Raw genomic sequence first — 15,981 nt, forward strand, 5'->3', positions numbered from 1 at the left:
GGCGGCCAGCGCCAGCGCGTGGCGCTCGCCCGGGCGCTGGTCAGCGGACCCGGCCTGCTGGCGCTCGACGAGCCGCTCGGCGCGCTCGACGCGCTCACCCGCATCGGCATGCAGGACCTGATCGAGCGGATCTGGCGGGCGCAGGGCTTCACCGCGCTCCTCGTGACCCACGACGTGGCCGAAGCCGTCGCGATGGCCGACCGCATCCTCGTCGTCGACGAAGGCCGCATCGCCCTCGATCTGCGGGTCGACGTGCCCCGGCCGCGCCGCCGCGGCGATCCCGACCTGGCGCGGCTCGAAGGCCGCATCCTCGAGCACCTGCTCGGCACGCCCTCGGCGGCCTGAGCCGACACGGAGACCTTTCGATGACCGCCTCGACCGACGGAAAGACCGACGTCCTCTGGTTCCTGCCGACGCACGGCGACGGCCGCTATCTCGGCGCGTCTGAGGGCGCGCGCGACGTGTCGCTGAGCTATCTCCGCCAGATCGCGCAGGGCGCCGACGCCCTCGGCTATTACGGCGTGCTGCTGCCCACCGGCCGCTCCTGCGAGGATTCCTGGGTGATCGCCTCGGCGCTTGCGCCGCTGACGCAGCGCCTGCGCTTCCTGGTCGCCGTGCGTCCCGGCCTGATGGAGCCGTCGGCGGCCGCCCGCATGGCCTCGACGCTGGACCGGATCTCGGACGGCCGCCTGCTGATCAACGTCGTCACCGGCGGCGATCCGGTGGAGCTGCGCGGCGACGGCGTGTTCCTCGACCACGACGCGCGCTACGCGGTGACCGACGAGTTCCTCCACATCTGGCGCGGCCTGATGGCCGGCGAGACCGTCTCGTTCACGGGCAAGCACCTCTCGGCGGAGAACGGCCGGCTGATCTTCCCCCCGGTGCAGAAGCCCTATCCGCCGCTCTACTTCGGCGGCTCGTCGCCGGCCGGCATCGACGTGGCGGCCGAGCATTGCGACGTCTACCTTACCTGGGGCGAGCCGCCGGCCGGCGTCGCCGAGAAGATCGCGACCGCGAAGGCGGCCGCGGAGGCGAGCGGCAAGACCTTCTCCTACGGCATCCGCCTGCACGTCATCGTCCGCGAGACCGAGGGCGAGGCGTGGGCGGCGGCCGACCGCCTGATCTCGAAGCTCGACGACGCCACGATCGCCAAAGCGCAGGCCACGCTGAAGCGCCAGGATTCGGTCGGGCAGAGCCGGATGATGGCGCTGCACGGCGGAAGCCGGGACAAGCTTCAGGTCTCGCCGAACCTCTGGGCCGGCGTCGGACTGGTGCGCGGCGGTGCCGGCACGGCGCTGGTCGGCTCGGCCGACCAGGTCGCCGACCGGATGAAGGAGTACATCGATCTCGGGATCGACCGCTTCATCCTCTCCGGCTACCCGCATCTCGAGGAGGCCTACCGCTTCGCCGAGCTCGTCTTCCCGAAGCTGCCGCTGCGCGCCACCACCGGCATCGGCCCCTCGAACGCCCGCAACGACGGCCCGTTCGGCGAGGTGATGGCCAACGACATCGTGCCGACGCGGCAGGTCGCGGCGCACTGAGAACCACGCCGGGAGGGGCCGGATCGCAGCGTCTCCGGCCTTCTCAAGCTCACCGCGCCATGCTATCCGGCGCGGATCGCGGGTGTAGCTCAATGGTAGAGCAGCAGCCTTCCAAGCTGAATACCCGGGTTCGATTCCCGGTACCCGCTCCACCCCTTCTGTAGATCATGCCGACGGTCGCGACGCCTGCCATTTACGGTTCGGGCGCTACCAGGTGACTGCGTTGAAGCGCTCGATCAGGCGCGGGCCGTCCCAGACCTCGATCACCCGGCCTTCGGCGAGCGCGAGCGCCTGCGCGATGGCTTCGTCGTCGCCGAATGCCGGCAACGGGTGAAGGCTCTTCGCGCCGTCGCGGGCGGTGATGACCGCGTGATAGCGCGGACCTGCGGGGGACGCCCTGCGGCTGCGGGCGATCGCGACCGGCGCCTGCAAGGTTTCGTCCTGGATCGCCTCGCTCACGCCCGTATCCCGCTTCTCGGCCATCCGGTGTGTTCTTGCTCGCGCATGGCCATGGACGACATCGTGTCGATCTGCGTCCGCACCCGCGAGCGCCGGCCTCGGCACGATGGCTCCGCGGCGGAAGAGATCGACGCGCCAACCGTGACGTGTTCGAATGACGAGCGAGCGCAACCGTCACGCTAAGTTGCCGGCGCAAGATCGACACCAACATGGGTTAAATTCACCGGGCGTTCTGGGTGCGCGCCAGCGACCCGGACGACGCCGAGCGAGCGGTCCCGCCCAAGCATCGCTACGGCGAGCGATGCGACCGCCTTCGGGGCGCAGACGGGTTCGTGACGAGTCCGGCCACCGTACCGAGCCCGATGACGAGCGGGATCGGGCGATCGCCGATCGAGCAACCGCCGGCGGGGCCATGGCGCTGCAAGCGGACGGCTCGATCCTGGCGTAGCGCCGTCGCGAATGGCTCAGCCGAATTGCATGATCCGGCATTCGCGGAGGGGGTGCGGGTAGGGCGTCGGCGCCTCCCGATCTTTCGATCCTCGATCCGATACGGCTGCCGTCGGCAGTTCGCGCTCGACGATCGTCTGCTCGATGGAGGCATGCATCGCCTCCGCCGCGGGCGAGGGATCGACGACTGAAACGGGTATCGCGTGCAGAAAACTTGGGGCGTGGGGCACCGCCCGTCGCCCGGTTCTCGGGGGCGACGGGCGGGTCCGGGTTCAGGCGGCGGCGATGCTCGCCTTGACGATCTTGTCGGGCGAGCGCGGCGGCTCGCCCTTGTTGATCGTGTCGACCACGTCCATGCCTTCGACGACCTTACCCCAGACGGTGTACTGCTTGTCCAGGAAGCGGGCGTCGTCGAAGCAGATGAAGAACTGCGAGTTCGCCGAGTGCGGGAAGTTGGTGCGCGCCATCGAGCAGGTGCCGCGGGTGTGCGGCTCGGCGTTGAACTCGGCGTTCAGGTCGGGAAGGTCGGAGCCGCCCGAGCCGGTGCCGGTGGGATCGCCGGTCTGCGCCATGAAGCCGTCGATGACGCGGTGGAACGGCACGCCGTCGTAGAAACCCTGGCCGGCGAGCGTCTTGATGCGCTCGACGTGGTTCGGCGCGAGGTCGGAGCGCAGCGCGACGACGACGCGGCCCTTGGTGGTCTCGAGGACGAGGTTTTCGGTGTCGGCCATGTCGGTCTCCAGGTTGTTCAGGGCGGGGGCGCTGCGCCTGGCTGCGGCGCGGCGGGGTGATCGGTGGCCGTCATCCGGGTCGGTTCGCGGTGACCTTCCGGTAGACGAAACGTAGGGCGACGGGACGCCCGGCGATCGCTCGGCCGAGGCCGGGCGTGATCTGGGCCGGCAGGCAACGGTTCAATCCGTCGATCGTCGCATGCACCAGGGTCGGGCGCGTCTTCGGACCGACGCCCCTCGCATACGTGATCCGCGGCGGCCCGAGCAAGCTTCCGTCGCGCCGGAGCGACAGCCGCGCGGTGATCTCGACGTTCGACGCATCCTCGAGGATGGCGGGCGGGCGCCAGCACGCCGCGAGGGCGGGATAGAGCTCGGCCAGGGTGTTCGGGCGCGGAACCGGCTTCACCGCGAGCGGGACGACGATCGTCGCCCGCAACGTCTGCGGCAGGCTCAGCGGATAGCCGGGGCCTTCGCCGTCGAACGCGTAGCCGTAGAACGGCTGGGCGCCCGCGGCGGCGGGCACGAGGGCGACGAGGAGGGTCGCCGACGCGCGGCGCAGGCCCCGCATCGCCGCTTACTTGGCCTTCTCGGCCAGCTGCATCTTGACGATCTTGTCCGGGTTCTGGACCGCGCCGCCGGCGGCGCCGGGCGCCGCCTTCTTGATCTTGTCGACGGCATCCATGCCGTCGGAGACGAGGCCGACCACGGTGTACTGGCCGTTCAGGAAGGAGGCATCGCCGAGACAGATGAAGAACTGCGAGTTGGCCGAGTTCGGATCCGACGAGCGCGCCATGCCGACGGTGCCGCGGCGGAACTGCGCCGAGGAGAACTCGGCCGGGATGTCGGGCAGGCTCGAGCCGCCGGTGCCGTTGCCCTTCGGGTCGCCGGTCTGGGCCATGAAGCCGTCCATCACCCGGTGGAACTTCAGGCCGTTGTAGAAGCCCTGGGCGATCAGCGTCTTGAGCTGCTTGACGTGCTTGGGCGCGATGTCCGGGCGCAGCTCGATCGTGACGCGGCCGTCCTTGGTGTCGAGGTAGACGGTGTTGGCGTCGGCGGCGCGGGCGGCGGAGGCCCCGAGCGTGAGGGAGAGCGCGAGCGCGAAAACGGCGTTGCGGCGGTTCATGGGGATCGTCTCCTTGAGAAGCGTTTGGGGCTCAGCTGCGGCTCGCGAAGCGGGCCGCGAGGCGTTCGGCCACTTGGGCCGGCACGAAGGGCGAGACGTCGCCGCCCATCGCGGCGATCTGCCGGACGAGCGTCGCGGTGATCGGGCGGACCTGGATCGAGGCCGGCAGGAACACGGTCTGGACTTCGGGCGCCATCGCGCCGTTCATGCCGGCAAGCTGCATCTCGTAGTCGAGATCGGTGCCGTCGCGCAGGCCGCGGATGAACAGGCTGGCGCCGCAGCGGCGCGCCGCCGTCACGGCGAGGTCGTCGAAAGTCGCGATCTCCAGCTCCGTCCCCTCGGCGGCGGCGAGCGGCGCGCAGGTCTCGGCGAGCAGCTCGGCCCGCGCCTCGGCAGAGAAGAGCGGGGCCTTGCCGGGATGGACGCCGATCGCGATCACGAGGCGCGGCACCAGCCGACAGGCTTGGCGGACGACGTCGAGATGGCCGTTAGTCACCGGATCGAATGACCCGGCATAGAGCGCGGTGCGGTTCATGCCCGCAACGCCCTAGAGGATTTTCGTGACGAACGGAACCGCCGGCCCCGGCGAATGGACCGCCGGCCGGAAACGCGAGGAAGGGCGGAAGCGTTTCCGCTCCCACCCTTCCGGTCGATCTCGATCGATCCGGGCGACCCGCCGCCCGGCGCAGATCCTAGTACGTGCCGAACTTGTAGTTGATGCCGGCGCGGGCGAGGCTGCCCTCGGTCGAGAGGCGCGAGATGTAGCCGATGCCCGGCGTGCCGGCGGGGCCGACATTGGCGACGAAGAGGTTGCGGCTCCCGAGGTCGTAGCGGAGGTACTCGCCCTTGATCGTGACCGCGCTGGCGCGGAAGAAGTTCAGGAACGACTCGGTCGGCAGCGCGTACTCGATGCCGCCGCCGTAGGCATAGCCGGTCTCCATGCTGGAGCGGCGGGCGGCGTAGGTCACCGGAGCGCCGGTCTGGAACGTGACGGACTGGGTCACGTCGCCGTAGGCGAAGCCGCCGGTGCCGTACACGAACACCCGGTCGAAGGCATAGCCGATGCGGCCGCGCACGGTGCCGAGGTAGTTCAGCTCGGTGCGGTAGCTGTTGGTCAGGACGTTGGGGTTGAAGGCCGGGTTGAAGATCGTCTCGGTGCGGCGGCGCTGCAGGTCGGTGTACTGCGCGTCGGCCTCGATGCCGACGACGATGCCCGAGCCTGGGGTGAACTGGTAGTTGTAGCCAATCTGGCCGCCGCCGGTGAAGCCGTCCTGCGGCAGCGGCACGCTCGAGCGGCGCAGGCCGCGGTCGACGTTGAGCTGCAGCGCGCCGATGCCGGCGGTGCGAACGTTGTCGCGCTCGGAGAAGGCGTAGCCGGCATTCGCGCCGAGGTAGAAGCCGGTCCAAGTGAAGACCGGGACGGGCGTGAACACCGGCGGCGGGGCCCGGCGCGGAAGGTCGGCGGCGCCGGCTGAGGCGGCGAGGGTCGCCGAGGCGACGGCGGCGAGGGCGAAGGACTTCAGCACGGGCGGCATCCGGGGTTGGGGACTGACGTTGCAGACCAGTAACCCCGCCGCCTCACCTTGAATATGACTTCGCGGCAACACTCGGAAACATCGTTAGTCCAGTCGCGACGATGCTTTCGTCAAATGTATACGCTACGTTTATCCCGGAAAAATCATCCCACGCCGGGCATCATTTTTTCTAGCACGCGCAAAAAGCCGGTGCCGAAACCCTGCAGGACGACTGGATCCGCCGCCCTGCAGGGCCTCCGCCTCACGCCGTCTCGTCGATGATCTCGCCGCCTTCGTCCTCGCCAGCGATGTGCTCGACGGAGACGACGCGCTCGTCCTTGGCGGTGTCGAACACGGTCACGCCCTGCGAGGCGCGGCCGACGACGCGGATGTCGTCCACCGGCACGCGGATGAGCTGGCCGGCATTGGTCACCAGCATGATCTGGTCCGCCGCCTCGACCGGGAAGGAGGCGACGAGGTTGCCGTTGCGGGCGTTGACCTCCATCGCCTTGATGCCCTTTCCGCCGCGTCCCGAGGTCCGGTACTCGAACGACGAGGTCCGCTTGCCGTAGCCGCGCTCGGCCAGCGTCAGAACGAACTGCTGGTTGGCGCCCATCTCGGCGTAGCGCTCCTGCGACAGCAGCGGCGCATCGGTGGCGGCCTCCTCGGCATCGGCGTCGCCGGCCTCGGGTGCGGTGTCGCCGATGACGGCGCGCTGCATCTTCAGGAAGCCGACGCGCTCCTCGGGCGTCGCGTCGAAGCTGTTGAGGATCGTCATCGAGATGACGCGATCGCCCTTGCCGAGGCTGATGCCGCGGACGCCGGTGGAATCGCGGCCCTTGAAGACGCGGACGTCCTCGACGGGGAAGCGGATGCACTGGCCGAGCGCGGTGGTCAGCAGCACGTTCTGCTCGGGGCGGCAGATCTCGACGTGGACGATGTGGTCGCCCGGATCGAGCTTCATCGCGATCTTGCCGTTGCGGTTCACCTGCACGAAGTCGGACAGCTTGTTGCGCCGGACGCCGCCGGACGCGGTCGCGAACATCACGTCCAGCGTGTCCCAGGACGATTCGTCCTCGGGCAGCGGCATGATCGTGGTGATGCGCTCGGCCTGGTCCTGCAGCTGCAGAATGTTGACGAGCGCCTTGCCGCGGGCGTTCGGCGCCGCCATCGGCAGGCGCCAGACCTTCTCCTTGTAGGCCTGGCCCTGGCTGGAGAAGAAGAGCACCGGCGTATGCGTGCTCGCCACGAACAGGCGGGTGACGAAATCCTCCTCGCGGGTGGACATGCCGGAGCGGCCCTTGCCGCCGCGACGCTGGGCCCGGTAGGTCGAGAGCGGCACGCGCTTGACGTAGCCGGCATGGGACACAGTGACGACCATGTCCTCGCGCTGGATCAGGTCCTCGTCGTCGACGCTCGAATCGTAGTCGAGGATCACCGTCCGCCGCGGAGTCGCGAACTGGGTCCGCACCTCGGCGAACTCGTCCTTGACGATGGTCTGGATGCGCTGGCGCGAGCGCAGGATGTCGAGGTAGTCGGCGATCTCGTCGGCGAGCGACTTCAGCTCGTCGCCGACCTCGTCGCGGCCGAGCGCGGTCAGGCGCTGCAGGCGCAGGTCGAGGATCGCGCGGGCCTGCACCTCCGAGAGGCGGTAGGTGCCGTCGTCCGCCACCCGGTGGCGCGGGTCGTCGACCAGGGCGATCAGCGGGGCGATGTCGTGGGCCGGCCAGTCGCGGGCCATCAGCGCCTCGCGCGCCGAGTTCGGGTCGGGCGAGGTGCGGATCAGCCGGATCACCTCGTCGATGTTGGCGACCGCGATCGCGAGGCCGCACAGCACGTGGGCGCGCTCGCGCGCCTTGTTCAGCAGGAACTTGGTGCGGCGGGAGACGACCTCCTCGCGGAAGTCGATGAAGGCCTGGAGCAGGTCCTTCAGGTTCATCAGCTCGGGGCGGCCGCCGTTCAGCGCCACCATGTTGCAGCCGAACGAGGATTGCAGCGGCGTGAAGCGGTAGAGCTGGTTCAGCACCACCTCCGCCATCGCGTCGCGCTTGATCTCGACGACGATGCGCATGCCGTCGCGGTCGGACTCGTCGCGCAGGTCCGAGATGCCCTCGACGCGCTTCTCCTTGACCAGCTCGGCAATCTTCTCGACCAGCGTGGCCTTGTTCACCTGGTACGGGATCTCGGTGAAGATCAGCGCCTCGCGCTCCTTGCGAAGCTCCTCGACGTGGGACTTCGCCCGCATGATGATCGAGCCGCGGCCGGTGGCGTAGGCCTGGCGGGTGCCGGCGCGACCGAGAATCGCCCCGCCGGTCGGGAAGTCCGGGCCGGGCACGATCTCGGTGAGCTGCTCGACCGTCAGCCCCGGATCGTCGATCAGCGCGATGCAGGCGTCGATCAGCTCGCCGAGATTGTGCGGCGGGATGTTGGTCGCCATGCCGACGGCGATGCCGCCGGCGCCGTTGACGAGCAGGTTCGGGAACCGCGCCGGCAGGACCGACGGCTCCTCGCGCGACTCGTCGTAGTTCGGCTGGAAGTCGACGGTGTTCTTGTCGATGTCGGCGAGCAGCGCGGTCGCCGGCTTGGCGAGCCGCGATTCGGTGTAGCGCATCGCCGCCGCGGGATCGCCGTCGACCGAGCCGAAGTTGCCCTGGCCGTCGATGAGCATCAGCCGCATCGAGAAGTCCTGCGCCATGCGGACCAAGGCGTCGTAGATCGATTGGTCGCCGTGCGGGTGGTAGAGGCCGATCACGTCGCCGACGATGCGGGCCGACTTGACGTATTTGCGCTCCGGCAGGTGCCCGCTCTCGTAGGCGGCGAACAGGATGCGCCGGTGCACCGGCTTGAGGCCGTCGCGCGCATCCGGCAGCGCCCGGCTCACGATCACGCTCATCGCGTAGTCGAGGTAGGACCGGCGCATCTCGTCGGTGATGGAGACGGGCTTGATGTCGCTGGCGGGCGGCGGCGTGCCGGCCCCTGTCTCGTCGTTGTCGGCCAAGGGCTTTTATCCGTGTGGCGAAGGCCCCGCGTCCGGGGCCGTTGTCAGGTGCATCCCACGCCGAAGCGCCGCGCGCGGCGCGACGTGGGGGAAGACGAATGATATCAGACGGTTAATTATTCCTCCCGTCGCACCGGCGCAAGCACCCGATCCCGGCCCGTCCGCCGCCTTTTTCGCGACCGCGAGCGACGCCTGCAACCGCAGGATCCCCGCGCGTTCCCGCCTTGCGCCGGCTCCGGCCAAGCTCGCGCCCGAATGCCGCCGCGCGATCGGCAGGGTTTGGGTGCGGTGCGGGGAACAAGAGCTGGGCCGACCGCTTCTGTGACAGACGTGGCTGTTCACGCCCGGCACCGTTCCGGGGATCGCCCCCGCGCGATCCGGACCGACCCGTGAGCCCCGAACGATGAGGATTATGGCCCGATGCGGCGCACGCACAACATGGCCTTCGGCGCCGAGATCGCGGACCAAGGCGTCCGCTTCGCGCTCTGGGCCCCGACGGCACGGGACGTCGTGCTGGTGGTCGACGGGACGGATCACGCACTTCCGGATGCCGGCGAGGGCTGGCGCCGAACGACCGTCCCCGGGGTCGCGGCCGGCGCCCGCTACGGCTTCCGCGTCGACGGCGACCTCGTGGTGCCCGATCCCGCCTCGCGCTTCCAGCCGGACGACGTGTCGGGCCTGTCCGAGGTGATCGACCCGGCCGCCTTCGCCTGGAGCGACGACGCGTGGAAGGGCCGCCCGTTCGAGGAGGCGGTGATCTACGAGACGCATGTCGGCACCGCGACGCCGGAGGGCACCTATGCCGGGCTGCAGAAGCGGCTGGCGGACCTGAAGGCGCTCGGCGTCACCGCCATCGAGCTGCTGCCGCTCGCCGACTTCAAGGGCACCCGCAATTGGGGCTACGACGGGGTGCTGCCCTACGCGCCGGACGCCGCCTACGGCCGTCCCGACGACCTCAAGCGCCTGATCGACGCCGCGCACGGGCTCGGGCTGATGGTCTACCTCGACGCGGTCTACAATCACTTCGGGCCGGCCGGGAACTATCTCCACGCCTACGCCAAGACCTTCTTCACCGAGCGGCACCAGACCCCGTGGGGCGCGGGCATCAACTTCGACGGCAAGGAGAGCGGCCACACCGTGCGGCAGTTCTTCATTCAGAACACGCTGTACTGGCTCGAGGAATACCATTTCGACGGCATCCGCTTCGACGCCGTCCACGCGATCCTCGACGATTCGCCGACGCACTTCCTGGCCGAGCTCGGAAAGACGGTCCGCGCGGCATTCCCCGATCGCCAGATCCATCTCATGCTCGAGAACGAGGCCAACCAGGCCAAATGGCTCGAGCGCGACGGCTCGGGCAAGCCGCTCCAGCACGACGCCCAGTGGGCCGACGACCTGCACCATTGCTGGCACGTGCTGCTGACCGGCGAGGATTCCGGCTACTACGAGAGCTTCAGCGACAAGCCGATCGAGCGACTGGCGCGCTGCCTGTCGGAGGGGTTCGCCTATCAGGGCGAGCCGTTCAAGACGCTGGGCGACCATCCGCGCGGCGAGCCCTCGGCCCACCTGCCGCCGACCGCGTTCGTGACGTTCCTGCAGAACCACGACCAAGTCGGCAACCGCGCGCTCGGCGAGCGCCTAAGCCAGCTCGCCGATCCGAAGAAGCTCGATCTGGCGCGCGCCGGGCTCCTGCTCAGCCCGCAGATTCCGATGCTGTGGATGGGCGAGGAATGGTCGGCCTCGACGCCGTTCCTGTTCTTCGTCGATTTCGCGCCCGACGCGGAGCTGAACAAGGCCGTCCGGGAAGGGCGCCGCAAGGAGTTCAAGAGCTTCGCGGCCTTCGCCGACGACACGTCGGTGATCCCGGATCCGACGGAGGCCGAGACCTTCGAAGCGTCGAAGCTCGACTGGTCCGAGCGCGAGCGCTCGCCGCACCGGGAGGTGCTGGCCGAGACCACCCGGCTCTTGGCCCTGCGCCGGGACGTGGTGGTGCCGCTCGCCAAGTCCGGCTATCGCAACGCGAAGGCGGTCCTTCCCCGCGCCGACGTGGTCGACTGCACCTGGTCCTACGCGGGCGGGACCCTGCGGTTCGTCGCCAATGTCGGCGATGCGCCGTTCTCCGTCGAGGCCGGCGACGACACGCCGGTCTGGACCAATGCGCCGGACGGCACCGGTGCGACTCTGCCCGCCTGGACGGGTGTATTTCTGACGAAAGCGGCCCGATGAGCAGTGCACTGCAACGCCTTGCCGACCTCGCAGGCATCGCCGACGGCTACGTCGACGCCTTCGGCAAGCCGGTCGAGACCGCGCTCGAAGTCCGCCGCGGCATGCTCGCGGCGCTCGGCTTCGCGGTCGGCACCGACGAGGAGATCGCCCGAAGCCTCGGCGAGGTCGAGGTTCTGCGCAACGGCCTGATCCCGCCGCTGCTGCCGGTCGAGGCGCGCCGCGCGGTGCGCGTTCCGGTGCGCGGGGAGGGGACGGCGGTCTGGCGCCTCGTCGACGAGCGCGGCAACGCCCGCGAGGGCCGGGCAACCCTGTCCAGCGATACCGCCGGGTTCGAGCTGCCGCCGCTGACGCCGGGCTACCATCACCTCGCCGTCACCCTCGGCGACCGGACTGCGGAAGCCTGGATCATCTCGGCGCCGCAGCGCTGCTGGCGTCCGCGCGCCTATGCCGACGAGGGCGCCAGCGATTGGGGTCTCGCGGCCCAGCTCTACGGCCTGCGTTCCGACACCAACCTCGGCATCGGCACCTATGCCGACGCGGGTCAGGCGGCGCGCGATGCGGGCCTGCGCGGTGCATCGTTTCTCGGCCTCAGCCCGGTGCACGCCCTGTTTGCCGCCGACCGGACCAAGATCTCGCCCTACTCGCCGTCCTCGCGCCTGTTCCTCGACACGCTGTTCATCGCGCCGACGAGCATGCCGGGCTTCGTCGGCTCGCGGGCGGAAAAGCGTCTCGCCGAGATGGCGCCCCGCGTCGAAGCGTTGCGCGCCGCCGCCCTGGTCGACCACCAGGGCGTGTGGGACGTGCTCTCGCCGGTGCTGCAGGACTTCTGGGCGGAGTCGGATGCGAGCCGGGGCGCGGATGCGGGCTTCACGGCCTTCCGGGAGGAGGGCGGCGAGGATCTTCAATCGCACGCCACGTTCGAGGCCTTGTCCGAGCACTTCAAGGGGCGGGGCGCCCAGTGGCTCGGCGACTGGCCGGAGGAATTCCGGCGCGCCGGAACGGACGCCGTCGCGGCCTTCGCCGACGAGCACCGCGACGCGGTGTCGTATCACGCCTGGCTCCAGTACCTCGCCGACCGGCAGCTCGCAGACGCCTCCGAGCGGGCGCTCGCGACCGGCATGCGCATCGGCCTCTACCGCGACCTCGCCGTCGGCGCAGACCGTGGCGGCTCGGAGATCTGGTCGCATCCCGAGCGCTTCGCCGACCGCGTCTCGATCGGCGCACCGCCGGACCTGCTCGCGCCCAAGGGCCAGGATTGGGGACTGCCGGCCTTCGATCCGCTCGAGATGGAGCGCGACGGGCTCGCCGCCTTCCGGGCGCTGGTGCGCGCCAACATGCGCCATGCCGGCGCGATCCGCATCGACCACGCCTTCCAGCTCGCCCGCCTGTTCCTGATCCCGCTCGGCGGCGGCGCGAAGGACGGCGCCTACGTGGCGATGCCGTTCGAGCCGATGATCGCGGTGCTGCGCCTGGAGAGCCATCGCAACAAGTGCCTCGTCATCGCCGAGGATCTCGGCACCGCACCGGAAGGCTTCTCGGACGCGCTGATGCAGGCCGGCATCCTCAGCTACCGGATCTTGGCGTTCGAGCGTGAGCAGGACGGGCGGTTCAAGGCGCCCGAGGCCTATCCCCGCGACGCGCTGACCGCGATCACCACGCACGACCTGCCGACCTTCGTCGGCTGGTGGCGCGGGGTCGACACCGACACGCGCCAGTCCCTCGGCCTCTACGACGCCGAGCGGGCCGAGGCGGAGCGCAACGAGCGCGTCACCGAGCGCCGGCGCCTGTCCGAGGCGCTGGCCGCGCAGCAGCTCATCGTCGGCGCCGAGCCGCCGGACGCGGCCCCGTTCGAGGCGGCGGCGCGCTACCTCGCCCGCGCTCCGTCGATGCTGACCGCGGTGCAGTACGAGGACGTCGTCTCCGAGCTGAGCCAGGCCAACGTGCCGGGCTCGACCGAGGGCTACCCGAACTGGCGGCGCAAGCTCGACCGCGACCTCGCCGCCATCGCCGCGCCGGGCGGCCCGCTGGCGAAGCTCGCCGCCGCCCTGTCGGCCGAGGATCGCGGCCCACGCTCCGGTGCCGCCCGCCTCGCGACCGCCCCGCCGCGCGCGACCTACCGCCTGCAGTTCCACAAGGACTTCACCTTCGCCGACGCGGAGAAGATCGTCCCGTACCTAGCGAAGCTCGGGATCAGCCACGTCTACGCCTCGCCGCTGCAGAAGGCCCGGCCCGGCTCGACCCACGGCTACGACATCGTCGACCACGGCGCGATCAACCCTGAGCTCGGCGGCGAGGCCGGCTTCGTGCGCCTGTCCGACGCGCTGCGGGCGCACGGGCTGAAGCTGCTGCTCGACATCGTCCCCAACCACATGGGCGTTGGCGGCGCCGACAACCCGTGGTGGCTGTCCGTGCTCGAATGGGGCGCGCTCTCGCCCTTCGGCCATGCCTTCGACATCGATTGGGAACGCCTGGGCGCCAACCGCAACCTGGTGATCCCCTTCCTCGGCGAGCGCTACGGCGAGGCGCTGGAGAACGGGAACCTCGAGCTCAAGTTCGACGCGGTCGCCGGGGCCTTCAGCGTCTGGCACTACGAGCACCAGTTCCCGATCCGCCCGCTGAACTACCCGACCATCCTCAATCGGGTGCTGGCGGCGCTCGGCGACGTGGACGAGGAGGCGCAGGGCGAGCTGCTCGCCATCTCCGAGCGCCTGCGCACCATGGGCGCCGAGACCGACGCGAAGCGCCGCGTCGCCTTCCCGGAGGAGGCGGAAGGGCTCAAGCAGCGGCTCGCCGCCGTCTGCGCCGCATCGCCTGAGATCCGAGCTGCGATCGACCGCAGCCTGAAGCTGCTCAACGGCTTCAAGGGCCGCCCAGACAGCTTCGGCCCGCTGCACCGGCTCCTGGAGAGCCAGGCCTATCGCCTCGCTCATTGGCGCGTCGCGTCGAGCGACATCAACTACCGGCGCTTCTTCGACGTGAACTCGCTGGCGGGCCTGCGCGTCGAGCTGAACGACATCTTCCACCGCTCGCACGAGACCGTGTTCCGGCACGTCCGCGAGGGGCGGATCGACGGTCTGCGCATCGACCACATCGACGGTTTGGCCGACCCGCAGGGCTATGCGCGGGCGCTGCAGGCGGCCGTCGGACCGGGCTTCTACGTCGTGGTCGAGAAGATCCTGGAGCCGGGCGAGAAGCTTCGGCCGTGGCCGGTCGCCGGCACCACCGGCTACGACGTGCTGAACCACCTCGACGGCATCCTCGTCGACCAGGGCAAGCGCGGCAAGATCAAGCGGCTCTACGAGTGGGCCACCGGCTTCGACGAGCCCTACGGCTTCCAGCTTCGCGCCGCGAAGGCCGAGATCCTCGAGATCAGCTTCGCCAGCGAGCTCGAGGTGCTGACCACCGACCTCAAGGAGATCGCCGATGCCGACCGGCGCACGCGCGACTTCTCGGTCAACGCGATCCGCCGGGCGCTCATCGAGATCATCGCGCGGTTCCCGACCTATCGCAGCTACCTGCCGCCGGACCTCGACGAGAGCGATGTCGAGGCCGAGGACGTTCGACTGATCGAGGGCGCGGTCGCCAAGGCCAAGCGCTGGTCGGCGCTGCCGGACCGCTCGGTCCACGACTTCGCGGCCGCCGCGCTCATCGGCCGGATCGAGACCTCCGGGCCCGGACGGCCGGACCCGATCGTGATCCTGCGGTTCCGCCGCCGCTTCCAGCAGCTCACCGGCCCGGTGATGGCCAAGAGCCTGGAGGACACGCTGTTCTACCGCTACGCGATGCTGCTCGGCCTCAACGAGGTCGGCGGCGATCCGGGCGAGTACGGCCTCGACGCGGAGCACTTTCACGCGCTCCAGGCGGCGCGTGCCCGCGACTGGCCGAACGCGATGATCACGACGGCGACCCACGACACCAAGCGCGGCGAGGACGCGCGCTCGCGCCTGCTCGCCCTGTCCGAGCTGCCGGAGGAATGGGCCCGCGCCTGGGACCTATGGCGCACGATTGCCGTCCCGCACCTGACGACCATTGACGACGAGCCGGCGCCGGACGCCAACGACCAGTGGATGTTCTTCCAGGCCATCCTCGGGGCGTGGCCGCTCGAGCTGCTCGATGCCGACGAGCCGAACGCCATCGAGGATTTCCGCAAGCGCCTGACCGCCTACAGCGAGAAGGCGATGCGCGAGGGCAAGCGCAGGTCGAGCTGGGTCAACGTCGACGAAGCCTACGAGGGTGCGGTCGCCAAGCTGTTCGAGGCGCTGATCGCGCCGGGGTCCGAGTTCCTGGCCAAGCTGCGGCCGTTCGCCCGGCGCCTCGCCCATCTCGGGATGATCGCCGGCCTCGGCCGCACGGTCCTCAAATGCACGCTGCCCGGCCTGCCGGACGTGTACCAGGGCACCGAGTTCTGGGACTTCTCGTTCGTCGATCCCGACAACCGCCGGCCGGTGAACTACGCGGCGATGGAACGCGCTCTTGCGGACCAGGGGGTGCTGCCCGAACTGCTGGCGCATTGGCCGGACGGGCGGGTGAAGCAGGCGACGCTGACGCGTCTGCTCGCAGACCGCGCCGCGCGGCCGGCCTTCTACGCCGAGGCCGACTACCGGGCGATCGAGGCGACGGGGCCGCGTGCGGACAACGTCGTCGCCTACCTTCGCTCCGACGCGAGCGCGGACGGCGACATCTTCGTCGCGGTCCCGCGACTGGTCGCCGGACTGGTCACGGACGCCACCTGGTCGGGGGCGGGGTTCGCCGGCACGACGGTCGATCTCGGCGCGGGCACATCCTGGCACGACATCGTCACGGGGGCCGGCTACGACGGCTCCGCCGATCTCGGAGCGTTGTTCTCCGCGCTGCCCTACGCCGTCCTCCGGCGCCGGGCGTGATCCGAGCGTGCCGCGCTGCATCCGCGGGCACGGCACGCACCCGGCATTCGGGCGTTAGT

At 70.0% G+C, this 15,981-nt stretch carries 12 protein-coding genes and 1 tRNA gene; 5 read left to right on the plus strand and 8 right to left on the minus strand.

All coding sequences use genetic code 11. The annotated features are described in order from the left end of the window. The 3 genes from FV230_RS07185 to FV230_RS07195 all read left to right on the plus strand — a co-directional run. Positions 1–345, plus strand: a 345-nt coding sequence (locus tag FV230_RS07185; RefSeq protein ID WP_147841840.1) for an ATP-binding cassette domain-containing protein, incomplete at its 5' end; no start/stop codon positions are given. Positions 346–365: 20 nt separating this feature from the next. After that, a complete protein-coding gene (gene ssuD / locus FV230_RS07190) occupies positions 366–1,541 on the plus strand; it encodes an FMNH2-dependent alkanesulfonate monooxygenase (RefSeq protein ID WP_147841841.1) in 1,176 nt (391 codons plus the stop codon). A gap of 78 nt (positions 1,542–1,619) precedes the next feature. Next, a tRNA-Gly gene (locus tag FV230_RS07195) sits at positions 1,620–1,693 on the plus strand. A gap of 55 nt (positions 1,694–1,748) precedes the next feature. Here FV230_RS07195 and FV230_RS07200 read toward each other — a convergent pair. From FV230_RS07200 to gyrA, 8 genes are all read right to left on the minus strand, one after another. After that, entirely contained in the window at positions 1,749–2,000 is a 252-nt protein-coding gene (locus FV230_RS07200) for a hypothetical protein (protein ID WP_147841842.1), read from the minus strand. Positions 2,001–2,464: 464 nt separating this feature from the next. Further along, a complete protein-coding gene (locus FV230_RS29430) occupies positions 2,465–2,605 on the minus strand; it encodes a hypothetical protein (protein WP_187275419.1) in 141 nt (46 codons plus the stop codon). 114 nt (positions 2,606–2,719) lie between these two features. Continuing rightward, positions 2,720–3,178 (minus strand): peptidylprolyl isomerase, encoded by a 459-nt coding sequence (locus FV230_RS07205; protein WP_147841843.1) that lies wholly within the window; start codon positions 3,176–3,178, stop codon positions 2,720–2,722. Positions 3,179–3,248: 70 nt separating this feature from the next. Continuing rightward, complete coding sequence (locus FV230_RS07210) at positions 3,249–3,746, minus strand: hypothetical protein (protein WP_147726644.1); 498 nt, start codon at positions 3,744–3,746, stop codon at positions 3,249–3,251. A 6-nt stretch (positions 3,747–3,752) separates the two neighbouring features. Further along, positions 3,753–4,301: a peptidylprolyl isomerase gene (locus FV230_RS07215; protein WP_147841844.1), complete on the minus strand. Its 549-nt coding sequence runs from the start codon at positions 4,299–4,301 to the stop codon at positions 3,753–3,755. Positions 4,302–4,332: 31 nt separating this feature from the next. Next, positions 4,333–4,836, minus strand: a complete 504-nt coding sequence (coaD, locus tag FV230_RS07220) for a pantetheine-phosphate adenylyltransferase (RefSeq protein WP_147841845.1) — start codon at positions 4,834–4,836, stop codon at positions 4,333–4,335. A gap of 157 nt (positions 4,837–4,993) precedes the next feature. Further along, positions 4,994–5,827 (minus strand): porin family protein, encoded by an 834-nt coding sequence (locus tag FV230_RS07225; protein ID WP_147726649.1) that lies wholly within the window; start codon positions 5,825–5,827, stop codon positions 4,994–4,996. 250 nt (positions 5,828–6,077) lie between these two features. Beyond that, the gene (gyrA, locus tag FV230_RS07230) at positions 6,078–8,813 is read right to left on the minus strand and encodes a DNA gyrase subunit A (protein ID WP_147841847.1); all 2,736 of its coding nucleotides are present in this window, start codon (positions 8,811–8,813) and stop codon (positions 6,078–6,080) included. 420 nt (positions 8,814–9,233) lie between these two features. Here gyrA and treZ point away from each other — a divergent pair, with 420 nt between their 5' ends. Continuing rightward, positions 9,234–11,039 (plus strand): malto-oligosyltrehalose trehalohydrolase, encoded by a 1,806-nt coding sequence (gene treZ, locus FV230_RS07235; RefSeq protein WP_147841848.1) that lies wholly within the window; start codon positions 9,234–9,236, stop codon positions 11,037–11,039. Then, positions 11,036–15,922 carry a malto-oligosyltrehalose synthase gene (locus tag FV230_RS07240; protein WP_147841849.1) on the plus strand — a complete coding sequence of 1,629 codons (4,887 nt, stop codon included), beginning with the start codon at positions 11,036–11,038 and terminating at the stop codon, positions 15,920–15,922. Before treZ ends, FV230_RS07240 begins: the two co-directional genes overlap by 4 nt. Positions 15,923–15,981 lie beyond the last annotated feature (59 nt).

This window comes from Methylobacterium sp. WL6 (assembly GCF_008040095.1).
In the GTDB taxonomy this organism is placed as follows: domain Bacteria; phylum Pseudomonadota; class Alphaproteobacteria; order Rhizobiales; family Beijerinckiaceae; genus Methylobacterium.